25 protein-coding genes are annotated in these 24,972 nt (G+C 32.9%); 5 read left to right on the top strand and 20 right to left on the bottom strand.

Going from position 1 to position 24,972, the window contains the following annotated elements; genetic code table 11:
- Window positions 1-25: 25 nt before the first annotated feature.
- The 7 genes from JML65_RS07260 to JML65_RS07230 all read right to left on the bottom strand — a co-directional run bounded on the left by JML65_RS07260 (window position 26) and on the right by JML65_RS07230 (window position 6,717).
- The gene (locus tag JML65_RS07260; RefSeq protein WP_202270395.1) at window positions 26-592 is read right to left on the bottom strand and encodes a hypothetical protein; all 567 of its coding nucleotides are present in this window, start codon (window positions 590-592) and stop codon (window positions 26-28) included.
- Window positions 592-1,491, bottom strand: a complete 900-nt coding sequence (locus tag JML65_RS07255; protein ID WP_047488426.1) for an LpxD N-terminal domain-containing protein — start codon at window positions 1,489-1,491, stop codon at window positions 592-594. Before JML65_RS07255 ends, JML65_RS07260 begins: the two co-directional genes overlap by 1 nt.
- Window positions 1,492-1,561: 70 nt before the next feature.
- On the bottom strand, window positions 1,562-2,125 hold the full coding sequence (gene efp / locus JML65_RS07250; protein ID WP_047488422.1) for an elongation factor P: 564 nt from the start codon (window positions 2,123-2,125) through the stop codon (window positions 1,562-1,564).
- Window positions 2,126-2,201: 76 nt separating this feature from the next.
- Window positions 2,202-2,996, bottom strand: coding sequence for an acyl-ACP--UDP-N-acetylglucosamine O-acyltransferase (gene lpxA / locus JML65_RS07245; RefSeq protein ID WP_047488419.1), 795 nt, complete (start codon window positions 2,994-2,996; stop codon window positions 2,202-2,204).
- Window positions 2,997-4,394: a bifunctional UDP-3-O-[3-hydroxymyristoyl] N-acetylglucosamine deacetylase/3-hydroxyacyl-ACP dehydratase gene (locus tag JML65_RS07240; protein WP_047488416.1), complete on the bottom strand. Its 1,398-nt coding sequence runs from the start codon at window positions 4,392-4,394 to the stop codon at window positions 2,997-2,999. It abuts the gene before it with no gap.
- Window positions 4,387-5,418 carry a UDP-3-O-(3-hydroxymyristoyl)glucosamine N-acyltransferase gene (lpxD, locus tag JML65_RS07235; RefSeq protein ID WP_047488413.1) on the bottom strand — a complete coding sequence of 344 codons (1,032 nt, stop codon included), beginning with the start codon at window positions 5,416-5,418 and terminating at the stop codon, window positions 4,387-4,389. Before lpxD ends, JML65_RS07240 begins: the two co-directional genes overlap by 8 nt.
- Window positions 5,419-5,490: 72 nt before the next feature.
- Window positions 5,491-6,717 carry an HD domain-containing protein gene (locus JML65_RS07230; RefSeq protein WP_202270519.1) on the bottom strand — a complete coding sequence of 409 codons (1,227 nt, stop codon included), beginning with the start codon at window positions 6,715-6,717 and terminating at the stop codon, window positions 5,491-5,493.
- Between the two features lie 223 nt (window positions 6,718-6,940).
- On the opposite strand from JML65_RS07230, the gene JML65_RS07225 reads away from it, so the two are divergent.
- The 5 genes from JML65_RS07225 (at window position 6,941) to JML65_RS07205 (ending at window position 12,095) form a co-directional block, all read left to right on the top strand.
- The gene (locus JML65_RS07225; RefSeq protein ID WP_202270394.1) at window positions 6,941-8,581 is read left to right on the top strand and encodes a S41 family peptidase; all 1,641 of its coding nucleotides are present in this window, start codon (window positions 6,941-6,943) and stop codon (window positions 8,579-8,581) included.
- A 132-nt stretch (window positions 8,582-8,713) separates the two neighbouring features.
- Complete coding sequence (locus tag JML65_RS07220; protein ID WP_202270393.1) at window positions 8,714-10,258, top strand: bifunctional response regulator/alkaline phosphatase family protein; 1,545 nt, start codon at window positions 8,714-8,716, stop codon at window positions 10,256-10,258.
- Window positions 10,259-10,480: 222 nt separating this feature from the next.
- Window positions 10,481-10,858 (top strand): MliC family protein, encoded by a 378-nt coding sequence (locus tag JML65_RS07215; protein ID WP_202270392.1) that lies wholly within the window; start codon window positions 10,481-10,483, stop codon window positions 10,856-10,858.
- Window positions 10,859-11,040: 182 nt separating this feature from the next.
- Window positions 11,041-11,331, top strand: coding sequence for a YciI family protein (locus tag JML65_RS07210; protein ID WP_202270391.1), 291 nt, complete (start codon window positions 11,041-11,043; stop codon window positions 11,329-11,331).
- Window positions 11,331-12,095 carry an exodeoxyribonuclease III gene (locus JML65_RS07205; RefSeq protein ID WP_047488397.1) on the top strand — a complete coding sequence of 255 codons (765 nt, stop codon included), beginning with the start codon at window positions 11,331-11,333 and terminating at the stop codon, window positions 12,093-12,095. The genes JML65_RS07210 and JML65_RS07205 overlap by 1 nt, the downstream gene beginning before the upstream one ends.
- A 68-nt stretch (window positions 12,096-12,163) precedes the next feature.
- On the opposite strand, the gene JML65_RS07200 is transcribed toward JML65_RS07205, so the two are convergent.
- The 13 genes from JML65_RS07200 to JML65_RS07140 all read right to left on the bottom strand — a co-directional run bounded on the left by JML65_RS07200 (window position 12,164) and on the right by JML65_RS07140 (window position 24,972).
- Window positions 12,164-12,535: a septal ring lytic transglycosylase RlpA family protein gene (locus tag JML65_RS07200; protein ID WP_047488394.1), complete on the bottom strand. Its 372-nt coding sequence runs from the start codon at window positions 12,533-12,535 to the stop codon at window positions 12,164-12,166.
- 720 nt (window positions 12,536-13,255) lie between these two features.
- A complete protein-coding gene (locus tag JML65_RS07195) occupies window positions 13,256-13,963 on the bottom strand; it encodes a hypothetical protein (protein WP_084085188.1) in 708 nt (235 codons plus the stop codon).
- Between the two features lie 33 nt (window positions 13,964-13,996).
- Window positions 13,997-14,671, bottom strand: coding sequence for a hypothetical protein (locus JML65_RS07190; RefSeq protein ID WP_084085190.1), 675 nt, complete (start codon window positions 14,669-14,671; stop codon window positions 13,997-13,999).
- A 387-nt stretch (window positions 14,672-15,058) separates the two neighbouring features.
- The gene (gene rimO, locus JML65_RS07185) at window positions 15,059-16,360 is read right to left on the bottom strand and encodes a 30S ribosomal protein S12 methylthiotransferase RimO (RefSeq protein ID WP_047488388.1); all 1,302 of its coding nucleotides are present in this window, start codon (window positions 16,358-16,360) and stop codon (window positions 15,059-15,061) included.
- 95 nt (window positions 16,361-16,455) lie between these two features.
- Window positions 16,456-17,001 carry a dTDP-4-dehydrorhamnose 3,5-epimerase gene (rfbC, locus tag JML65_RS07180; RefSeq protein ID WP_115917591.1) on the bottom strand — a complete coding sequence of 182 codons (546 nt, stop codon included), beginning with the start codon at window positions 16,999-17,001 and terminating at the stop codon, window positions 16,456-16,458.
- A 17-nt stretch (window positions 17,002-17,018) separates the two neighbouring features.
- On the bottom strand, window positions 17,019-17,984 hold the full coding sequence (locus JML65_RS07175) for an MraY family glycosyltransferase (RefSeq protein ID WP_237390809.1): 966 nt from the start codon (window positions 17,982-17,984) through the stop codon (window positions 17,019-17,021).
- On the bottom strand, window positions 17,981-18,877 hold the full coding sequence (locus tag JML65_RS07170; protein ID WP_202270517.1) for an NAD-dependent epimerase/dehydratase family protein: 897 nt from the start codon (window positions 18,875-18,877) through the stop codon (window positions 17,981-17,983). The genes JML65_RS07175 and JML65_RS07170 overlap by 4 nt, the downstream gene beginning before the upstream one ends.
- Window positions 18,874-19,692, bottom strand: a complete 819-nt coding sequence (locus JML65_RS07165; protein WP_202270390.1) for a glycosyltransferase — start codon at window positions 19,690-19,692, stop codon at window positions 18,874-18,876. Before JML65_RS07165 ends, JML65_RS07170 begins: the two co-directional genes overlap by 4 nt.
- 9 nt (window positions 19,693-19,701) lie before the next feature.
- Window positions 19,702-21,153, bottom strand: coding sequence for a hypothetical protein (locus JML65_RS07160; protein ID WP_202270389.1), 1,452 nt, complete (start codon window positions 21,151-21,153; stop codon window positions 19,702-19,704).
- On the bottom strand, window positions 21,137-21,946 hold the full coding sequence (locus JML65_RS07155; RefSeq protein ID WP_202270388.1) for a hypothetical protein: 810 nt from the start codon (window positions 21,944-21,946) through the stop codon (window positions 21,137-21,139). The genes JML65_RS07160 and JML65_RS07155 overlap by 17 nt, the downstream gene beginning before the upstream one ends.
- 101 nt (window positions 21,947-22,047) lie before the next feature.
- A complete protein-coding gene (locus JML65_RS07150; RefSeq protein WP_202270387.1) occupies window positions 22,048-22,875 on the bottom strand; it encodes a glycosyltransferase family 2 protein in 828 nt (275 codons plus the stop codon).
- A 1-nt stretch (window position 22,876) separates the two neighbouring features.
- Complete coding sequence (locus JML65_RS07145; RefSeq protein ID WP_202270386.1) at window positions 22,877-23,905, bottom strand: EpsG family protein; 1,029 nt, start codon at window positions 23,903-23,905, stop codon at window positions 22,877-22,879.
- Window positions 23,902-24,972, bottom strand: a complete 1,071-nt coding sequence (locus tag JML65_RS07140; RefSeq protein WP_202270385.1) for a glycosyltransferase family 4 protein — start codon at window positions 24,970-24,972, stop codon at window positions 23,902-23,904. The genes JML65_RS07145 and JML65_RS07140 overlap by 4 nt, the downstream gene beginning before the upstream one ends.

Below are 24,972 nucleotides of genomic sequence, written 5' to 3'. Positions count from 1 at the left end.
GTTAAAAAAATTTTTAAATCTGATTTTATTCATCATATTTTTTCAGCACATTAATCAAATCTTCCTCCTTAAGTCTGTTATAATTAATGTTCTCAATAAGCGGTTCCAATTCTGGTTTATCAGCCATCAGAACCTTTAATCTTTTTCTATTATTCGTAAGGATGTTCAATACCTGTCTTACATTTCCTTTATACAAAATATCTGTACTTAAGGTAGATCCATCATAACCATGGCGCTGATAACTTCTAAACCATTTTATTTTATTCCCATTGTACAGCTCTTCTATGAGTGTTTTTGAAGATTCTGCCGGGAAATACACGAAAATTCTCGGTTTATTTTTGAGATCAGTGAACTCAATTTTTTTAATTTCAGAAGCAGGATACTTAACTTTCTTTCCATCTTCCAAAATCTTTATAGTCTTATCCGCAAGTGTTATTTCATCGATTTGATTTCCATCAAAAAGATTGGTTATAAACGGAATTTTAGCATTCAAAACTTGATCATTATTAAAAGTAATTTTAGAATCAATTTCTGATTTCTGCGCAAAACCTATGGTATAAATAAAAACAAGTAATCCAAATAATCTCTTCATCAAAGTCGTCTTAGTTTTACTTCTTTTTTCAGATATGTTTTGAAGTCTTCGGCAAACATCCCGATATAGGTTCCTTTTTCCAGGTCTCTGTTCACTCCGGTTTTTCCTAAAAGTACAGATCCGCTCTCAATTTTATTGCCTGAGGCGATACCCACCTGTCCCCATAATGTTACTTCATCTCCAATAACACAACATCCGGCAATACCCACCTGGGAAGCGATCAGACATTTTTTTCCGATAATGGTATCATGCCCTATCTGAATCTGATTATCCAAGACTGAGCCTTCTCCAATGATGGTAGAATCTGTAACACCTCTATCAATGGTACAGCCATTTCCGATCTCCACATTATTTTCGATCACCACATTTCCCACTGAAATTAAACGGTCAAAATTTCCATTTAATTTTCTGTAATAAAATGCATCACCTCCCAACACTGTATTGGACTGAATGATTACATGATCTCCTATTTCCGTTCTGTCGCCAATGACAACATTAGGGAAAATCAGTGTATTTTTACCAATTTTCACATTATTTCCAATGACTGCTGAAGGGTGAATTCTTGTACCCTCACCGATTTCTACATCATGAAGTTCTTCTGTGAAATTGTATATTCTTGTAAAATGAGTATTGATTGCATTAAAATCTCTGAAAGGATCATCAGAAACTAAAAGAGCTTTTCCTTCAGGACATTCTACCTCTTTATCGATCAAGATGATGGTAGCAGCAGACTGCAATGCTTTGTCATAATATTTTGGATGGTTCACAAAAACGATCTCACCCGGTTTCACCATATGAATCTCATTGGAACCCAATACTTCAAAATCTTCAGGACCAACAAATTTTGCTCCTATCAGATCTGCAATTGTTTTAAGCTTTTGTGGAGAATGGAATCTCATAACAATAGATTTTCTTATAAAACAAAATTCGGAATGCTAGTGCAAACCGAATTTATGTACATTGTATATATTATTTTACTCTTTCTAAGTAGCTACCGTCTTCAGTGCTCACTTTAATTCTGTCTCCCGGCTCAATAAATAAAGGAACCATTACTCTTGCTCCTGTTTCAACGATCGCGTTTTTAAGGGCATTTGTTGCAGTGTTTCCTTTTACACCCGGATCTGCTTCAATAACGTCCAGATAAACGGATTGTGGAAGCTCAGCAGAAAGTGGAGTTTCATCAGCCTCTTTCAGAATGATCGTTACTTCTTCACCAGCTTTCATAAACTGAGAGTTCTCGATCATTTCTTTGTTGATATATAATTGAGAGAAGTCATCATTATTCATGAAGTGGAATCCGTTCTCATCATCATACAGATACTGGAACTTTCTTGTGATTACCTTTACTTCATCAATTTTGTGTCCTGCAGAAAAAGTATTATCAAGTACTTTTCCATTGGTTACTGACTTCAGTTTTGTTCTCACGAAAGCAGGACCTTTTCCTGGCTTTACGTGCAAAAATTCAATTACTTTGAAAATGTCATTGCTAAATTCGATGCAAAGTCCTTTTCTGATATCGTTACTTGTTGCCATTAATTATATTATTCTTTTTATTTAGTTTTTATTGGGCTGTCCGGCAAATTACAAATTTACTTTTTAGCTTTATTTGTTAATTGCTCTCTTTGCTGGTTCCGTACCCTTTTACAATACCTCTTGGTGAGTTTTGGATAAACTGTAGGATTTCATCTCTTTCAGCAGTAGGAAGCATTTCTTTTTCAATATATGCCAGTGCCTGAGAAACATTCATCTTCATTTGGAAAATAGCTCTGTAAATTTTTTGAATTTCGAAGATCTTCTCATTAGAAAACCCTCTTCTTCTTAGACCTACGGAATTAATCCCTGCATAAGAGATAGGGTCTCTGGCTACTTTTACGTACGGAGGAATATCTTTTCTGATCAGTGATCCCCCTGAAATCATGGTATGTTTTCCGATCTTACCGAACTGTTGAACTGCTGAAAGACCTCCCATTACAGTAAAGTCTCCAATTTCAACATGCCCTGCAATACCGCATCCATTGGCAATAATCACATTATCTCCTATAATACAGTCATGAGCAACGTGGGAAGTAGCCATGATAAGGCAATTGCTGCCTACCTTTGTAAATCCAAGAGCTTTAGTTCCTCTGTTTATAGTCACACATTCTCTTAACGTTGTATTATCTCCAATAATTGTTTGTGTATCTTCCCCATCGAACTTCAAGTCCTGAGGGATTGCAGAAATTACAGTTCCGGGAAAGATTTTACAATCTTTTCCAATTCTTGCACCTTCCATGATGGTAACGTTAGGACCAATCCATGTTCCTTCTCCAATTTCTACGTCCCCCGCAATTGTAGTAAAAGGTTCTACAATTACATTTTTGCTGATTTTCGCACGTTTATCTACGGCTGCTAATTGATGAATCATTTAATCAACTTTATTTTTTGCAACTTGAGCCATAAGCTCTGCTTCTACTGCCACTGTATCTCCCACATATCCATACCCCTGCATGTGAACAATACCTCTTCTGATAGGTTCTATCAGTTCAATTTTGAAAATAATAGTATCTCCAGGAACTACTTTTCTTTTGAACTTTACTTTATCAATTTTAATAAAGTATGTAGAATAGTTTTCAGGATCCGGAACACTTGCCAGTACAAGAATACCTCCTGTCTGTGCTAAAGCTTCCACCTGAAGTACTCCCGGCATTACAGGTTCTTTAGGAAAATGGCCCACGAAGAAAGGTTCATTCATGGTTACATTTTTCAATCCTACTACGTGAGAGTCTGAAAGTTCAAGAACTTTATCAATTAATAAGAACGGAGGTCTGTGAGGCATAAGCTTCATAATTCCGTTGATATCAAATACCGGCTCTTTTGTAAGATCAAAGTCCGGAACGTTTTTCTTTTTCTGCAATTTCCACTGACGGTTTAGTTTTTTTGCAAATTGTGTATTTACAAAATGGCCAGGTTTGTTAGCTATAACCTTACCTTTTATTTTTACTCCAGCTAAAGCTAAATCACCAATTACATCCAGTAATTTGTGTCTAGCCGCTTCATTTGGATAGTTTAAGTTCAGATTGTCCAGAATACCGTTGGGTCTGATAGAAACATTATCTTTTCCAAAGGCTTTCTTTAATTTTTCTGTAGTTTCCGGTGTAAGATCTTTATCTACGTATACAATAGCATTAGAAATATCTCCTCCTTTGATCAACCCATGGTCTAAAAGCATCTCCAGCTCATGTAAGAAACTGAATGTTCTCGCTGAAGATATTTCGTCTTTAAACTCAGAAATATTTTTTAGCGTAGCATTTTGAGTTCCTAAAACTTTAGTCCCAAAATCTACCATTGTTGTTACTTCGTATGTATCTGAAGGAATAATTGTAATTTCCGAACCGGTAGCCGGATCGCTATAGGTAAGAACTTCTTTTACTACCAGATATTCTCTGGCAATGTTTTGTTCCACTACTCCAACACTTTCGATTGCTTCAACAAAATATTTTGAAGACCCATCTAAAATAGGAGGTTCAGAAGCATCCATTTCTAGCATTGCATTATCGATATCACAACCTACTAAGGCTGCTAAAAGATGTTCGCATGTAGTAATTTTTACCCCTAATTTTTCTAATGTAGTTCCTCTTTCTGTTGCTATAACATAATTTACATCTGCTTCTACCTGAGGATGTCCCTCTAAGTCTGTTCTTACAAATACAAAACCTGTGTTTTCTTTGGCAGGTTTAATGGTAAGTTTTACTTCTTTACCAGTGTGAAGACCAATTCCAGAAAGAGTAACCTCTTGCTGAAGTGTTTTTTGCATATCACTCATTAGTATGATCTTTTGAGTTATTCTCAAGATTATTTATTCTGCTTACTATTTCAGTGAAATTTCTGAAATGAACATAATTTCTCAGATAGTCATTATAGCTGATTGCCGGTGAACCATATAATGTTTCTTTATCATTAACACTAGAATTCACGCCACTTTGAGCCTGAATTTTCACCTGGTTTCCGATTTTGATGTGTCCTACAATTCCTACCTGACCTCCAATTTGATTCCAGTCACCAATTGTAGTAGAACCCGCAATACCGGCTTGTGCGGCAATTACATTATTCTGTCCTATTTTCACATTGTGAGCAATCTGAATCAGATTATCAATTTTTGTTCCTTTACCAATAATGGTAGAGCCTATTGTTGCCCTGTCAATACTACAGTTTGAACCGATTTCAACATCATCTTCAATGATAACATTTCCCAGCTGAGGAATCTTTTTGAATCCTTCAGCGGTTGGTTGAAAACCAAAACCGTCACCTCCTACTACTGTATTAGAATGAATCACACAGTTATCTCCAATAATGCAATAGTCATAAATTCTGGCACCACTGTCTATTTTACAGTTTTTACCAATTTTTACGCCTTTTCCAATATATACATGTGGATAAATCTGTGAGCCATCTCCGATTTTAGCTTTCTCCGACACATAAGTAAATGCACCGATATAGGCTTTATCTCCTATTACAGCTGTATCATGAATGGATGAACCATCCTCCACGCCTTCTTTTCTTCCTCTCATTTCCTGATATAAATTCATCAGAACCTGAAATGAAAGATAGGCATCTTTTACAACAATTAAGGTTGGATTGTAACTATCTTTGACTATAAGTTTCTCAGAAACAATGATAACGGAGCATTTGGAGGTATCCAAAAAATGAGAAAACCGATCTTGTGCTATAAAAGAAAGATGTCCTGATTCTCCATTTTCAATTGGAGAAACCCCTGTAATAAGCGCAGTTTCATCACCTATTATTTTACCGTCAATAAAACTTGCAATTTGCGAAGCTGTAAATTCCATATTCTGCAAAGATAAGAAATTCTAGAATTTGCAAACATTTTTTGGTTTCAGATCTTAAATTTTAATATTCCTTTAAGAATCTAACCTGGAAACATCTCGGGGAAACATAAGGATATGTCTTGTGGTCTTATTGACCATTAACCCCGATAAAAGCTGATCTTCTGACTCGTGAAGCCTTGTTTTTTTTCCATTTTTCTGTAATAGAAAAATGGGTTGCTTTTCTCTGTTGTAAGGAACAAGTTTTCTCTTGATTTCATGTACCAATTCTTTTCCGTTATCGATTCCGAAAAATTCATTGGTATTTTTTATTTTTTCTTCAATAATTTCCTGATCAAAAGACTGTGATGAAATGATTGTTTTGGGAAGGTTTCTCTGAATCACACATTTACACCAATATGACAACACAAAATCATCAGAATTCTGCCATTCTTTCATCGCCTGAATCACATCATTATCATCAAGCTGTGTAAATCTTTCTATATCTTCATCTGAAGCTGAGCTTTTTTCACGGTATAAAAAGTATTTCAGATTATCCGTTGCCGGAAGTTCAATCCCCTGAGAAATCAGATGTTTTGCCCGTTCCAAAATTTTCACCAAAAGAAATTCGGCTAAGGCTGAGGTTTTATGATAATATACCTGCCAGTACATAAACATTCTGGCTGTCAGAAAGTTTTCAATAGAATAAATTCCTTTGGCATCTATCACCAATTCTCCTTCTTCACAAACATTCATCATAGAAATAATCCTCTGGGTATTAATATTCCCCTCTGATACTCCCGTAAAAAAGCTATCTCTTTTCAGATAGTCCAGACGGTCAACATCCAGCTGAGAGGAAATCAGCTGATTAAAAAATTTTCTATGATATTTCCCCTGAAACATTTCAATAGCCATTGAAAGCTGTCCGTCAAACTCGTCATTAAGCTCGTTCATCAGCAGCAATGAAAGGTTTTCATGGTGCCAGTCGTCCATCAGCATACTTTCCAATGCATGAGAAAATGGACCATGACCAATATCATGCATCAAAATGGCCAGCATAGCTCCCTTTTCTTCTTCTTCAGAAATTTTAATGCCTTTCTGTTTTAAGGTTTCCAATGCTGTAAACATCAGGTGCATTGCTCCCAAAGCATGATGAAACCTGGTATGGGTTGCTCCCGGAAAAATCAGGTTCAGCAGACCCGTTTGTCCAATCCTCCTCAATCTTTGAAAATAAGGATGTTCAATGATATCAAATAAAATTTCGTGGGGTATTTTGATAAATCCGTGAACGGGATCGTTGATGATTTTAAGCTTATTCTGCATTGAAACGTCAATATTAGTAAACAAAGTTAGGGATTTTAAATTTTAGGTCTGATTAATTTACTATTAAAGATCTTATATATATGGGTACCTCCCTATTTTACGAACAGCTTTCAACTTCATGCCGGAAAATTTTAAGATTTTTAAAGGCCATTTTATTTTTAAAAAATCTTTTGTAACTGTAATATTAAAGATTTATCTTTGAATGAAAACACAATAGCCTTTAATGAGAAAGCTCTCACTTTTCCTTTTTGTATTTTTAAGTTTACACTTTTCCGCACAGGTTTTATCAGAAAACCAAAAACTGGAATCACTCTGCAGAGTTTGGGGATTTTTAAAATATTATCATCCCAATGTGGCAAAAGGGAAATTGGATTGGGATCAGCAACTTTTTCATAAGATCAATGACCTTGAAAAGATTCATGACAAAACAGAGCTCAACCTCTTATATTCTGAATGGATCGAAAGTCTTGGAAAAGTAGATGAATGTAAATCATGTCTAAAAGAGGATGACAAGGTTTATTTTCTGAATAATTTTGACCTGAAATGGATTGACAATCCCAATGTATTCACTGAACAAACAGCCCAGACCCTTCATTATATAGAAAATAACCGGAATACAGGAGACAACCATTATTTAGGAAAAGGGGGAAGGAAAATATATTTCAGAAATGAAAATTCTTATGGTTCAAAATTTACTTCCAAAGAAATCACATTATTGGAACTTTTCAGATACTGGAATTACGTGGAGTATTTTTTCCCTTATAAATATGAAACAGATCAAAAATGGGGTGATGTTTTGTCAGAAATGATTCCAACATTTCTTCATATAAATAATGATGAAAATTATCACCTGGCCTTAGCTGAACTTGTAACCAAAACAGATGACTCCCATGCATTTCTGTTTTCAACGCTGATCAGCCTTCATCAGTTCGGGAATAGAAAAATACCCGTAGAATATTCATATGCAGAAGGAAAACTGGTAATTACCAAAGTAAATACCACCCGATTCAATGAAAAAATACCTTTACGTATAGGAGATGTTATTTATGATATTAATGGTAAAACCATTCCCCAGATGGTTAATGATCTTGGAAAATTTATTCCCGCGTCCAATTCCTGGGGAAAAATAAGAAAAGTAAAAAACCTCCTCCTTTTTACTAACAGAGATTCAATCTCTGTAAAAGTTGAAAGAGATGGGCAAAATTTACCTATCACAGCAAAAACATATTTTGTAAAAGATCTCACCTATGAAACGACTGCCATTCCCCAAAAGTGGACATTTATAGATAATAAAAAAAGTATCGGCTACGTTAATATGGGGGTTATTGAAAGAGAAGATTTGGATGAGATGTACAGAAACTTAGAATCTGCCACCTCTATTATTTTTGATCTTAGAAATTATCCTAAGCAGACCATTATCCCTTTAAGCCGTATTTTACTTCCAAAATCGGCTGTTTATTATCAATTTAACTTTCCTGAAACCAATTATCCCGGCAAGTTTTACAGTAGAAAAAACAGTATCGGAAGAAAAAACAAAAAATATTACAAGGGGAATGTCGTTGTCTTGGTAGACGAAAATACCCAAAGCCAGGCAGAAACAACGACCATGATGTTTAAGCAGCATCCTAATGCTAAAATAATCGGGAGCAATACTTCAGGAGCTAACGGAGATATTATCAGATTTAAGATTGCGGACCTCGACACCTGCTTTACAGGGCTTGGAGCATATTATCCCGATGGCAGGGAGACCCAAAGAATCGGTATCATTCCCGATATTATAGTAAAACCTAGTGTAGAGGGTATAAAAAATGGAATTGATGAGGTATTGCAAAGGGCTTTACGTTATATAGAAACCAAAGAATAAATGAAATGAAAACAGAGAAGTTTGGCCATTGTTTTCATTTAACTAATATTTAACTTTTAATCTGCTCATTTTGTGAGATTTTAAACGGATTTGGTCAACATTTTGATAGAATAATCATGTAAAAAATAAATTATGTCAGAAAAGATATTATGGATAGATGATGAAATAGATTTACTTAAACCTCATATCGTATTTTTAGAAAAAAAGGGCTACCAGGTAACCCCCGTTAATAATGTGAACGAGGCATTGGAGCTTATGGATTCAGAGAAATTTGCATTAACATTAATTGATGAAAATATGCCCGGTATTTCCGGATTGGAAGCCATTCCTATGATCAAGGAAAAAGATAATTCCCTGAAAATTGTTATGGTGACTAAAAGTGAAGAAGAACACATCATGGAAGAGGCTATCGGGTCTCAAATTGCCGATTACATTTTAAAGCCTGTAAATCCTAACCAGATTTTGCTTTCATTGAAGAAGAATCTTCAGGAGGATAATCTGGTGGAACAGAAAACAATTCTGCAGTACCAACAAGAGTTCAGAAACCTTTCTATGGAACTTTCTTATTTGAGAACGTATCAGGAATGGGCAGAGTACTATAAAAAGATCCTTAGCTGGGAGATTAAATTTGATAAAGTAGCGGATAATGAATTTGCTGATCTTTTGCAGTCGCAAAAAGAAGAGGCTAATATTCAGTTTGCAAAATTTATTGAAAAAAATTATGAAGACTGGCTTGTTGACTCGGATAAACCTCTGATGAGCCATACTCTTTTCAAGGAAAAGGTAAAACCGGAAGTAGAAAAAGAGAAAGTACTTCTTCTGATGGTTGATAATCTTCGTTACGACCAATGGAAAGTTGTAGAACCGTTATTTACAAAATACTACAATAAAATTTCCGAAGATTACTATTACAGTATTCTACCAACCGCCACACAGTATGCAAGAAATTCTTTTTTTGCGGGTCTGATGCCGTCAGAAATTGAAAAACGTTTCCCGGACAAGTGGTTCAATGACAATGAAGAAGGTAATAAGAATGAGTTTGAGCGTGATTTCCTTGAAGACCAGATGAAAAGAATCGGACTTGGTTCTAAGTCTATGAAATATCTTAAAGTATTGAATGCAGATTTTGAAAGAAAAATCTATGATGATTTCAACCAGCATAAAAACAATGACCTGCTAGTTATTGTTTATAACTTTATTGATATCCTTTCGCATGCCAAAACAGACAACCACATTGTAGATCAGCTTATCCGTGACGATAAAACTTTCCGTTCTCTGACTTTCAACTGGTTTGAAAACTCTTCACTCCTGAAGATCATTAAGGCAGCAGCAGAAAGCGGATATAAATTGGTTATTACCACCGATCACGGAACAGTATATGTAAAAAAACCAAGCAAGGTTGTTGGCGACAGAGAGACCTCAACTAATATCCGTTATAAAACAGGAAAGAGCTTAACGTATGACAGCAGTGATGTATGGGCAATTACTAACCCCGAAAAGCTTTTCTTACCAAAAGGAAACCTGAGTTCAAAGTATATTTTTGCCAAAAACAATATATTCCTTGCTTATCCTAAAAATTACAACCATTTTGTAAATTACTATAAAGAGACCTACCAGCATGGAGGAATTTCACTTGAAGAGTGTATTATTCCAATTTGCGTATTAGAGCCAAAGTAATATTTCATTTTGAAATTAAAAGCGGAAAAAATCAATTGATTTTTTCCGCTTTTAATTTCAAAATATAGCCTCATCAGAAATAGAAAACTATTCTATTAATCACAAAAATAAACTAATGTTATTATCTGTACGCCACGAATACAGGTAAATAATATAAGTCAATGAACATCTATATTGTTTTATTAATCAATATTTTATAAGTTTGTTTGATAAAAGCATTATATGAAAAAAAATATTTTTGTCATAGCCACACTTACGGCTTTATTTTTAGCCTCTTGTACAAAAAAAGAAACAAAACCAGAATCAGCTGCTGTTGATAGTACAGCTGTGATTAATTCATCTTCAGCTCAAGCAGCTACCGGTACTGATGAAATCATAAAAAGTACAATGGTAGATGCAAAAGGAAAAAAACTGGAGGCAAGTTTTAATAATAACAAAGAAACGGCGACTGTAGTTTTCGATGGTGAAACGATTGAATTAAAAGCCCAGGCTGCAGGATCTGGAATCTGGTATAAGAATGACCATTATGAACTTCGAGGAAAAGGCTCTGAAAATGAACTTTCAAAAGATGGAAAAGTAATTTTCAAGGGCATCAAATAAAAAATAATTAAAATTCAATTTTTAGTTAAATCGGTTTTTCCACCAAGAAAAACCGATTTTTTTTGTTGGTATCATTTCAAAAAATCAAAATCCCTTAATAAACTCCACCCTTTATAGGTTAACGAAATCAGTCAAAGTTTTTTATAGTCTGAAAGAGTTTATATCTTCGTAAAAAATACAATATGTTTATTATTTCACTTACCTATAAAACGTCTCTTGAAAATGTAGAGCGTTATATTCCTGAGCATAATCTTTTTCTTCAAAGGTATTATGATTCCGGACTATTCATTACTTCGGGAAGAAAGGAACCGAGAACCGGAGGTATCATTATTGCCAATACCGTCTCTAAACAGGAAACGGAAAAGATCATCAGCGAAGATCCTTTTCATGTTCATCAGATAGCAGATTATGAAATCATCGAGTTTATTCCTTCAAAATACAATGAAAACTTTAAATTCTTTATAAAAGACTAATGAAATTAATTACATACAACGTCAATGGAATCAGGGCCGCATTCACAAAAGATTTTTTAGGCTGGTTGAAGGTTGCTGACCCCGATATTATCTGTATCCAGGAAAGCAAAGCCGGAAACGATCAGATAGACATCGAAAGTCTTGAAAAATCAGGATATCACAGTTATTGGCACTCGGCAGTAAGAAAGGGCTATAGTGGGGTTGGAATAGCCTCAAAAATAAAGCCTAATCATGTAGAGTACGGTTGCGGTATTGAAAGCTATGATAATGAAGGCAGAATCATCCGTGCTGATTTTGACGGATTTTCAGCTATTTCCGTATATGTTCCTTCAGCTTCCAATATTGAAAGATTAGATTTTAAGATGCAGTTCTGCCATGATTTTTTAGAATACATCAAAAATCTTAAAAAAGAAATTCCCAATCTTATTATATCCGGTGATTTCAATATTTGTCATGAAGCCATCGATATACATGATCCTATCCGTTTAAAAAATGTTTCAGGGTTTCTTCCTATGGAAAGAGAGTGGATGACCAATTTCATCAACGAATGTGAATTGATTGACAGCTTCAGGTTTTTCAATAGTGATCCTGACAATTATACCTGGTGGAGCTACCGACAAAATTCCCGGGCAAATAATAAAGGATGGAGATTAGATTACAACTTTACTTCATATAGCTTAAAAGACAAGCTTAACAGAGCCGTCATCTTAAAAGAAGCAGTACATTCTGACCACTGTCCAGCTTTATTGGAATTAGATGTCTGATAAGTTCTACTATGATCATACAAAAAGCCAGCTTTAAAAGCTGGCTTTTTTTAATTTAAATCATAAATTTAATCGACAATTTCATATTCAACCGGAATGGTACCATGACTGATATTTCCGATCTCATCGAACGCTGCTTTAGACATATCTAAAGATCTTGATGAATGGTAAGGCCCTCTGTCATTAATTCTCACTATTACCTCTTTACCATTTTTAAGGTTTGTTACCTTAACGTTTGTTCCGAATGGAAGCGTTCTGTTTGCTGCTGTGAACTTTGAGTTATCAAAAATTTCACCGCTAGCGGTTTTTCTACCGTTAAATTTATCGTGGTAGTACGATGCATAACTTGTTTTTTTCGCATCTAAGGCATTATTCGTAAAAGAATAAACACCTAAAGTTGAAATCATCATTATGATTACGAGAATGAATCTTTTCATCATGTTGAACTTTTATTGGTTTTGACGGAGCAAATGTATCAGGAATCTTTTAAAGTCTACAGTCAGAATGTTAAAAACTGTTAATAAAAACAAAAACATATGTTAAACGTCTTTGTAAGCCCCTATGGATAGGCGTTTTAGGATGCACTGTTAAAAAGTGTTAAAAAAAGAGCTTAAAAGTTAATATAATTAACTAATTCATGCATAATTGTAAAAAACAGTTAACGCAAACTATTGTAAATCAATATGTTGGAAAATAAACAATTCTCATTTTAAAATTAAAATCTGTTCTAAAGAAACAAAAGTTTTAAGATTAAAGGGAAAAGAAAAATTTGTAATAAAGGTTGTTTCCAGTTATAAAGCTTCATCTTTAAAAGTTATTTTAACAAGCAAAAGAAGACCTAACAAAAAAATTTAAACCCATTATTCATTTTAAATATGAATATATTTCCAACTCCTTATATCCAAAAACAGATGAATATCAAAAATTGTGAAGAATATCCTATTGTTTTATCTATTCTTATCCCAAATTCTGATTACTCGACAATATAACATCCTGTAACTAGCTAAATTTCACTTAGTCTACATTTTTTGTATCTCATCCCAAAGATAATCTTTTAAGATGCTTATAGCCTGCTAACGTAATTCAATTACACTACTGCTATAATTAAAAAAACCAATGAGAAGACTCATTGGTTTTTATTATGTGTAATTGAATACTTATTAATTCTTCAAATATTCTAATACATATTCATATGTATCAGCAGGATAAACTACAGACATACTAGGAGATCCAGTAATTGCATTTCCAGCAGAAGTAGCTACAGTATAAGAGTATAAACTTCTGTCATATACTGTATTGGTTCCAGCTTTGTAGATCGTAATTCCATACATAGCAGTCATTCCTGCAGGAGCAGGGATATTTACAGCTGTAGAAGTACCAGTAGCTGCAAATGAACCTTTAACTGCATATACTTGCTTATTATTTACTGAAGTATTGGTAATTGTTTCTGTTGTGAGGATGTTTAGTTTCCCAGCATTAGCATTAGATCCTAGTGGTAACCATCTCCCTGGAGTAACATCCGTAGACTGCCCCGGGTTAGAGAAATAGTAAAAACCAGGAGTTACAGCAGTTACTACTCCATTACCAGTAACCGTATTACCAGTAGCAGTATTGTAAACTACCATACCATCATAAGCTGATGGGAAGTTGATTCCATCTAAACTAGCTGTTTTAAAAGTAAACTGTGTTAAATCTGTTGATGGGAATAATAATCCTTTTCCGTCATTAACCGTACCATTATTATTTGTAGAAGCATCTAAAAAGATATTTTCATTTGGGAACTGGTTAGCAACAACACCGTTGGATAAAACCTGAGCACTTGCAAATGTACCTGTAGCTACAAATAGCGCAAATATTATTTTTTTCATTTTGTTTTAAATTAAAATTACAACTAAATTCTATTATCTTCCTGAAAGGATACCCCAAACGTTTACACCAGCTTGATCAACTACGATAAAACAGAAAGATCCTGCAGAAGTAATTGTACTTGGTAAGTTATTAATAGGTCTTGTAGTTCCTGTTACAGCTGCTGCATCCCATCCAATGTTTCCAGGACCGTTAGCAGATACACATCTTACAGAGTTTAAAGGAAGAGTAGTTGCATTTGGTAATAATAGCTGACTAGTTCCTCCCATTGCAGTTGCAACTACTGAATAATCATCAGCAGCCCAAACAATAGGACCATTCACTGAATGGAGTCTACCTTTTTGAATCTGAAAATTTGGAGTAGATGATCCACCACCTACACTCTTCCATACAGAGTTAGGAGCGTCATAATAATAGAAACCTGTAGCAGATACGTTGGCTGTTTTACCAGCGGCAGTACCGTCTAGAGTCGTTACAAATGCAAGTGCACCGTTTTGAGCGGTGTCATAGGCATTATTCTTAGCTGATAATTGAGCTCTTGTTAAACGAGGGACCAATAAAGCATCAGGTCTTGCATTGTCCGTAGTATTAGCTACTACATCTAAAGTTGCGGCAGGTGTGGTTGTGTTAATCCCCACTCGCCCTTGCTGAGCCTTGGAAAGTGCCGAAAGGCAAACAAGCATAGTTGCTGTGAATAAAAATTTTTTCATAAGTTTTTAAAGATTTTAATTACATTATTTTCATCAGTATTTTCATCAGGAAGATGCATCCCAACTTGTGATTCTTCCTTTAGCTAATATAGACAAATATAGTACATTATAGTCATTTTAAGCTCTATTTCAAACAAATAACTTATTGAAAGCATATGATTTAAAAATATTGCTTATGGCGCAAATTTAAGACATAATTTTTTAATTTATATACTTTATAAAATAAATTTAAAAAATCTTAATATGGTGAAAACGTAAATAATTGAAAACCAGAAATATAAATAATTGTAAAAATTAAATATTTATGTTAATTTTCATTAATATATTTTCATTTCAGATCTAAAAGTCAAATTCAATACTCCTGATAATCAAGACTAAATAAAATGATTATACCAGCTCTCCGTACAGATCAAATTCTTCAGCTGAGGTGATCTTCACTTCTGCGAATTCTCCTATAGAAATATAGGTTTCTTCGGCCGAAACTAAAACAGTATTATCTACATCTGGAGAGTCATATTCTGTTCTTCCAATAAAGTAATTTCCTTCTTTACGGTCAAAGACACATTTAAAGGTTTTACCTATTTTTTCCTGATTTTTCTCCCAAGAAATTTGTGACTGCAGTTCCATGATTTCCTCTACCCTCGCCTCTTTTACTTCCTGTGGAATATCATCTTCCAATACATGGGCCGTTGTATTTTCCTCATGTGAATAGGTAAAACATCCTAATCTATCAAATTTCTGTTCCTTTACCCAGTCTTTAAGTTCCTGGAACCTCTCTTGTGTTTCACCGGGATATCCTACAATTAAAGTCGTTCTAATTGCCATATCCGGAACTTTTTCTCTGAATTTTGCTAAAAGTGCATCTGTTTTTTCGTGAGTTGTTCCTCTCTTCATAGATTTCAAAAGATCTGAATTGATGTGCTGAAGAGGAATATCAATATAATTACATACTTTCGGTTCTTCACGGATGATATCCAGAACATCTTCAGGAAATCCACTTGGGAAAGCATAGTGAAGACGAATCCATTCTATTCCCTCTACTTTTACCAATTCTTTTAAAAGATCTCCAAGCGCACGTCTTTTATACAGGTCTAATCCATAATAGGTAAGATCCTGAGCGATAAGAATCAATTCTTTTGTCCCTTTTTTAGCGAGTTTCTGAGCTTCAGTCACCAACTTTTCGATAGGTGTTGAAATATGTCCCCCTCTCATCAAAGGAATAGCACAGAACGAACAAGGTCTGTCACAGCCTTCTGAGATTTTAAGGTAAGCATAATGTTTGGGAGTAGTGGTGAGTCTTTCTCCAACCAATTCGTGTTTGTAATCTGCTCCAAGATGTTTTAAGAGAATAGGAAGATCTCTTGTTCCAAAATATTGGTCAACATCTGGAATCTCTCTTATCAAATCCGGCTTATACCTTTCAGAAAGGCAACCTGTAACGAATACTTTCTCCACTTCCCCTCTGTTTTTAGCCTCTACATAATCAAGGATCGTATTGATAGATTCTTCTTTGGCATTATCTATGAATCCACAGGTGTTGATGACTACAATATCGCCACGGTCTTCATGAACCACTTCTTTGCCATTTGCTTTCAATTGGCTCATTAAAACTTCAGAATCATATACATTCTTGGAGCATCCAAGAGTAACTACATTGATTTTCTTCTTCCCTACAGATTTTGTGCGCATCTTTTTGATTTTGAGTGTGCAAAGATACAAAATATTGAAGAGTAAAAAATTAAAAAATAAAAACCACTTTAGAAAAGTGGTTTTCAATATCTTATTTAAAAGTTTCCTTCAGCAAACGTAGGCAGGATTCTATCTTTATCTGAAAGCTGAACTACATCGAGCGGCAACTGCCAATCTATATTCAATTCAGAATCATTCCAGATAACACTTCCTTCTGATTCCTTATTATAGAAGTTATCGCATTTATAGGAAAAGACAGCTGTTTCACTTAATACAGAGAAGCCATGTCCAAAACCTCTTGGTACATAGAGTTGCAATTTATTTTCAGGAGTTAGCTCAATACCATACCATTGACCAAAAGTAGGAGATTCTCTACGCAGGTCTACAGCGACATCAAAAACTCTTCCTTCAAGACAAGATACTAGCTTTGCCTGTGCATGTTCTCCTTTTTGAAGGTGCAGTCCTCTCAACACACCATAAGAAGACTTTGAAATATTGTCCTGTACAAAATGACCGTTCATACCAGTCAATTCTTCAAATTTTTTCTCATTGTACTTTTCAAAAAAGTAACCTCTCCCGTCTTCGAAAATAGTAGGTTCTATTACGTAGCAATCTTTTAAGGGAGTTTCTTTTATTTTCATATTTAGGTTTTAATCTTTTATAAACTATATTTCTTTTTTAAGCTCAATTTTAATCCCAGGTAAACGCCACCTGCAGGAATAAAAACAATTAATACAATAGCCCAAATTGGAAAGTGCGAATGTATTAAAAATATATTTATGAATAATTGTACTATAGCGTAAACACTGCTGATAACTAAATGAGAGACTTTTTCCTCATTCGCAAAAAGCTGATATAAGTGCCTTCTATGGGCTTCGAAAATATTTTCTTTTAAAAATATTCTTTCAATAATAGTAAGTACTACTTCCATTCCGTAGATTGCCAAAAGTAAGATATATTTATACTCACCTGTTCTCATGATCAGCAATGTAATAAGCCCGATTACCCAAAAGCCGATCCCCATACTTCCCACATCACCGGCAAAACATTTTGCTTTTTTTCTGAAATTAAAAAACAAAAAAACAAGGCATGCTAATATAGGATAATAAATAAAATCATGATCAGTAAACTGAATAACCTCTCTGTTGATATACGCCAGAGAACCTAGGGTAACAAGACTGTAGATTCCTGTCATCCCATTAATACCATCCATAAAGTTATAGGCATTGAGTGTCCCTATAATCACAACAAATAATATAGGCCAGACCCAAAAAGGCATTAAGGCAAAGGCTCCGGTAAAATATAACAGTAAAATAACTGAAATAAGATGGACAGACAGCCTTATTTTATTAGATAAAGTTCTAATATCATCAATAAAACTTATTGTACATATCGCAAGCAGGCCCAGACCAAAAGACCAATACTCCTCTATTACCAAGCTGGGATTAAACAACCCAAAAATAATAAATGCAACTGGAAAGATAATTCCTCCGCCTCTTAAGGTAATCTGGGTATGGGCGCTTCTGTGGTTGGGTTTGTCAATAATATTATATTTATCAGCTATTTTAAAATACAACAGCATTACAATAAATAAGACAATTATTATAATTATATATTCCATCATTTGTTTTTAAAGCTTTTTATTGTTTTAAAAAGGCCTTCTTCTGCGGATACAGGAAGTTTTTTTATATGTAAAGCATTCTTAATTTTTTCATTTGAAACCTGATAACTCTCTGTTAGCTTTTTCAATCTTTCGGAATTTAACGGTAATTTTAGTGCATCACCTAATTTTGCTACTGAAGAAATCATTCCGGAAGGTAACCTCCACAGCTTGCTTTTTCTACCTGAAGCCTTTCCTATAATTTCTATCAAATCATTTGTAGAAATACTTTCATCATCAGCAAAATTATAAATTCCGGAGGGAATATCTTTATTTTTAAGTATTTCGTGTATCAAAAAGTTTAAATTGTCAATACTCAAAAATGAACGTTTATTGTCAAAAGCAGCTAATGGCCACGGAACACCTTTTTCTACCACTTTATACAAGAGATTCAGATTTCCTTTATTTCCAGGACCATGGATCATGCATGGACGGATAATAAAAAATCTCTTTCCTTCGGGAAGTTTTTTTGATAATAAATATTCTTCAGCCAAAAGCTTAGATTTTCCATAAGGTGTCTTAGGGTCGGATGCATGTCCTTCATCCAAAATTCCATCAACGGTATCTGCTGTTGCTTTTACACTGCTAAAATAAATGAAATCTCTGATATCCGAATCCACAAATTCATCAAAAAGTTTCTTGGTAAGCTCTGTATTTACTTTAAAGTATTCCTCGTCAGCCGAAGTATTTGCTGTGTCGTGGGCTTTTCCTGCAAGATGGATTATCGCATTCGTATCTTTCTCTAAAGTCCAATTTTTTCTCAATGACATCACTTTGATGTCATAATTTTTATCTTTTAGATATCTGGACAGATTGTTACCAACAAAACCAGAAACTCCTGTGATTGTTATCATTATTTGAACTGAGATAATATTTCTGAATTAATTTTTTTTCTTTCTCTATCAAAAAACCACCCCCACTTATTGAAGTAATGAAAAGCAGATTTGAGAAAGATTTGAAATAATTTTTTATTTCGATTAGCCCCTGATTCATATTCATGAACCACAGAAACTTCCTGAAATACTATTGTTTTATAGCTTTGACTAATTCTTCGGGAAATATCCCAGTCTTCAAAATACATAAAAAAACCATCATCATACAAACCTTTAGTTTTTAATGCATCTACATTAAATAAAGTGAAACAACCTGATAAAATAGGAGCCTGATAGATTCTATTATCTTCCACAAACCTTAATTCATACTTATTTATAAACGGTTTATATATAAAATCGGGTTTCTTTAATTTTCTTAAAACGACATCAATAGGCGCAGGTAATAATTTCGGAAGATTCTGCCTTGTTAAATCTGTATTTAAAATCTTCGGCATCATCATACCTATTTTGCAATCTCCCATAATATAATTTACCATTGAGCTTATTACATGAGTATTAAAAAAAACATCAGGATTTATAACAAAATGATATTTACTATCCATTTCAATAGCTTTTTTGATTGCAATATTATGTGCAGCTCCAAAACCAGGGTTAGATGGATTAAATATATAAACAATTCTTTCGTCTGTTTTCAACTCTTTTAAATCATCAGTTGGAGAGTTATCAATCAAAAAGAGGATACATGGATAATCATGCCTGGAATTTAAAAAACTGTCAATAGCTTTTAAAAGAACCACTCTGTTACTTTTGTATAAAACAATACTACCAGTGACTAACATATATATAAATTAATAAAGTTTTGAAAATTTGATTTTATGTGAGTTATTAGTTACATTCACTTTTTTCACATTTTCCCCAACATTAATCTCGTTGAGGTTAATATTTTTAATCGTATAATTTTCGTCCCTTATAGGTTTAGATAATTTGAAATTAAGTTTTTCCTTTCCTGTAATTCCAAAAACTTCATTTATATGAACATCCTTCATTCCATAAAATTCTATTGTCTGATTTTTGTAAGTAATTTTATTGATATTTATTTTACTTTCTAAGGGTACATTTTCAACAGTTGCAAATAAAGCACCTGCCTGTTTGTAATTTCCATCAATAGTTATATTACCGAAAAAAACATTGTTTTTCCCTGCAAATGAACCTTTAATAGCTTTATTTAATATTTTATTATTGTTCCCCTTAATAGTAATATTGTCAATCTTAACCGATGAGTCTATCGCAAATAAACTCACTGCAGAACTGTCAAATTGCAGATCTTTTGAATTTCTTTTTTGAATATTTACACTGATATTTTTAACATAAATATTTTTAGAGTCTTCAAACCAAACTGCTCCTGACGGATTATTGGAAAATACTTTATCTGAATCATTAGATACAATAATCTGATCTCCAATAAAATTTAAATTACGATCTGAAGTTACTCCACTTGAACCATAATTATTAACAACCAACTTATCAAAATAAAAATTGCCAAAACTCACAATAAAATTAAAAGATGCCTGGGGCATTACTTTCAAGTCATCTCTATTATAAACCGTTTTATTTACCATTACTTTATCTGACAAAACTCCTACATTATTGGCGATTGCATTTATAACATATGTACTACCACTTTGATATTTGCCTTCATCTACACTGTGATAAATGTGAAAGGATTTATTACTAAGGTTATTAAAATTTATATTTTTGAAATTTACGTTTCCATAGGTAATAATTGTTATGGCAGATGACGCATGCATATTATTCATTGAAAGATTACTAATGCTATAATTTGCTTTTTTATCTAATCCTGTAAAATAAAAAAAATCAGGTTCATCAGGATAGATACTTTCAACATTATTTTCCTTTGAAAAAACATTCCATATTTCATATCCTTTTTTATATGAATTTCTACCACCATCTACAGAGATATTATCCAGTACTATATTATTTGAATTTATTTTTATGGACTGTCTGATATATTCTTTACCGGTAATGATTTTAGTATTAATTAAATTCAGTGATTTTAAATCAAGATCTATATTTTTTGCAATTAGATATGTGCGGTTCTGCCCATCTAATATTATTCCGTTTTGTGATTCAAGCATAGCCTTTTTTATCATCTCTGAATCATCAGTAATTCCATCACCTTTTGCCCCAAACTGATTTAGAGATTTTGTATTCTGGGCATTACAATAAACAAAAACAAATACTGTAACTATGTTTATAATATTTCTAAATAATAATTTCATTAATTATATTAGGGTTTTTAACTGTTAATCTTACATCTCCTTCTTTAAGTTTCCATCTTTTATATCCATTATCAAACCAATTATTTTTCCCGAACTTAAAGATACTTTTATTTTCTAATGTGACCGCTAAGTTATAACCTAGTAAAATTGCTATTTCAGAAATTTTCACCTCACCTTTTAGAATAAGTGAGAGTTTATGTGATATTGTAGAGCCAGGAAATATTCCATTATTTTTTTCTACAATTTCTTTTAAAACTTCTGTTGTTGTTAATAAAAAAAAACTTTGTAGATGAGGTGTAAAGTTATTTCGAATTAATGTTTGCATTTTTTTGGAAGAATATGAAACACCAAGAATTCCCACATCTAAATTATCATCCATGTATTTGATATAATCTTTAAGAAATTCGGTTTGAATCTTATTTACTGAGCTGTTTGTGAGTATAACATAACTGTTAGGCAAGTCTTTTATACTTTCATAAAAAAAATTATACCCAGAAAAGTCCATTCCATCATTAGAGACAGAAAATACATTTTCTACTTTAGATTTTATATACTCAAGATGTTGGTGTCTAGTAATTTCAGAAATCGTAACACTAACATTTTTATCAAGACCATCATCTTTTGTAAATCTTTCTAACTGATAATAAAGTCCACACTCAAATTCAGGAATAACATTTACTTTTTTACTTCTTTTTAACGGGTACCCTCCCCACTCATGAATATTAATTCTAATCGTATTGCCAGCAACAGCAGAACGCTTTTTTTTAATTGTTAAAGTATCTTTAGAACTCATATATTTTTTTAGCTCTTCCCATATTAAAAGGAAGGGCAAAAATATTAGTTCACATAATACACCAGAGTAAAATCTAAGTTTATCCAATCGCATATGATTCATCAGATCTTTCTTATTATAGTATACAAAATTTTGTAAAAATAGTATTGAAATACATTAAGTCCTTTTGCCTCTTTTAAAAATTCAATATGTTCCTGATGACCTTTCAAAGTTGCATTAATATTTTTCACTTTTTTTACAAAATAATTTAAATCTACTTTTCTGGCTCCAACTTCATTTCCTCCATGTTGTCGGTAAAGAATAGATGGGTTCTCCAGATGTATCACTTTTCCATTATTTTTTAATGTTTGAATTGCTATCCACCAATCATGCATGGGAGTACGTTTTGGATAAGGAAAACTTACTTGCTTTGCGGTATTATTAAACATCATACTGCATCCTGTAACAAAGTTAAATACCTGAATGAAATTTTTATTGTCTAATATGTTAGGTTTTATTCCTGATGACTTCCAAAATGAATCATTAATCACTTTAAGATTGCCATCCACTACTATTAAATCAGTATGGATGATGATAGGAATATTTTTATTTTTTTCTTCTGCTTTATACATAGCATTTTTCGAAACTTCTATCTTGTGTGGTAACCAAACATCATCATGATCGCAAAAAAAATAATATTCAGACTTAGTCTTCTCAAGCAACCTCATAAAACTATTCATTGCTCCTAAGCCTTTTTCATTATCTTCTAAAATTTTAATATTATTATATTTTTGCTGATACTCACGTATAATTTCAATAGTGTTATCGGTAGATCCATCATCTCTAACAATCAGTTCCCAATTAAGATCTGTTTGTTCATATAGAGAATTGAGCTGAGCTCTCAAAAAATAAGAACTGTTATAGGTTGCTAAGAGTATGCTAGTATCCAATTTAATTAAAGATTAATTTGTTATAAAATAGATTTATCAAGAAAAAGACCAGTGTAATAATTATAACAGCTATATAACCAAAAATCTTCGGTTTAAATGTGTAAATCAAAAGAGAAAATAATATAATTTCAACAACTCCCAGAAGTTCGTGTACTCTAAAAGCGATAGCTGGAATAGCAGCTAATGCAGGTAAAACAAATAATGAAATCGCATCAATATTCAATAAGAAATAAAACATCTTATATTCTTTGGCAATCTTCTCTCTATTAAAAACTAACACATAATAAATCAAAATACGAAGCAGAAATAATGCATTGAAAACATTAATTTTATTAGATTCATCCTCTGTTATAGTTTTATAAGCATCTAATTTTGACTGAAAATAAGGTATTGGAATATTTTGAACAAAACCTAGACCTAAAAAATATATAATGTATCCCGTTGGAATCAGAAAATAGTAAAAATATTTATTATTTTTATCTCTATTCAAAAACCATAATGGTAACATCAATGCTGCAGAATAATGAAATAAAGTAGCTAAACCAATAAATATCAAATATTGTTTTAGATTTTTATCATATAAAGGTTTTAAAGCAATTAAAATAAAACCTGCTGCAACCCCTGCTCTCATTTGAGTAAGTTCATGCAAAATAAAAAAATGACTAATATAAACAAGTACTGCCAGGTAAAAATTATCTGCAAGTCTTTTGATTCCCCAAAACTTTGTACCTACTCCTAATATAGCGTAAACAATAAAAATACTTTTATAATGAAGCTGTAAAGTATCCCTGAGAATATCTCTGATAAAAAGGAATGATGCCTCAATAGTGGTTTTCTCATAAGTTGAATAAATCCATGCTCCAATGTATAATTCATAATCATTCACTGAATTTTCATCCCGTATACACGCTATATATAATAGTGATAAAAATAATATTACAATAGTAATCTTGTTAACGGTCTTTATTTTCGTAGGGAAAACTACGAAAGCTAAAGATAAAACATACAATATACAAGCTGCGACTATCATTTTTCAAAAAAATATCCTAACATTTTATTTGCTACCCGATCCCAATCAAATTCCTGAATAATCTGTAAAGCAATTTTACTTTTAATTGTTGTTTCTTCATAATTATCCATCATCCAATAAATTTTGTCTACAATAGATTGACTATCTTTAATTTTGATTTTATAAGAGTTTTCTTCGGATGAAGGATAATAGCCCGTTGTAATAACAGGAACATTGCAAGACATTGCTTCTATTACAGGATAATGAATAGCATCCATTTGAAGATAACCTGCACAAACGTAGCAATTTAATGTTCTGTAATAGTCTGCAAGTTCTTTATCATTTTTAGGATAAAATACTTTTACTCCATCAATATTATTCCAATCCTCATTTCCAAAAGCAAGGTGTAACTCAACTTTATTCCCCAATGATTTACGAATATTTTGAAAAGCTTCAATAACAAAAGACGTTCCTTTATAAATTTCAGTTCTTCCGATACTACCAATAATGAAAGGCATACTATCCAATGGTTTATATTCTTTTGGATAAAATTTATCTAGATCAATTCCAGGAAATACTACCTTATCAGACATTATCTCTTTAAAATTTTGATACATGGGCGCATTTACAATATGTATAAGGCCTTTTTTATAAGAATTAATGGCAATTTGTTTATAAACTTTATAACGCAGTGGGCCTCCATCATAAAATTCAGGTTCGTAAGCTTGTATATAATAGAATTTTTTCGCTTTTATAGTACTCTTCTTTATTGGCCCTGCAGTAAAATTTTGGGTTGCCAAAACTACATCAGCGGATAATTGATTTAAAGCCTTTATTAACTTTCTTCTTAAGGGGAAAGGTCCACCAAAAGGTAAGGGATAGTTGTCAGATCCTGATTCAGAAATATTTCCTTTATTATCATAAAACAATATCTTAGCATCTGTTGGAAAATAGGGTTTTTTGTATTTTTTATGTGATAGAAAAACTACCTCGTGACCAGCTTTTAACCATCTATTAGCAAGTTCGGAAAGAACTCTCCATCCCCCCTCTTTACTAAAAGTTCCTACTAAGGGAATTAGTATTTTCAT

The sequence above is a fragment of the Chryseobacterium sp. KMC2 genome (assembly GCF_016756935.1).
Classification (GTDB): Bacteria; Bacteroidota; Bacteroidia; order Flavobacteriales; family Weeksellaceae; genus Chryseobacterium; species Chryseobacterium rhizosphaerae.
Note: the sequence above shows the minus strand (reverse complement) of the source record. Positions and strands in the feature narration are given on the sequence as shown.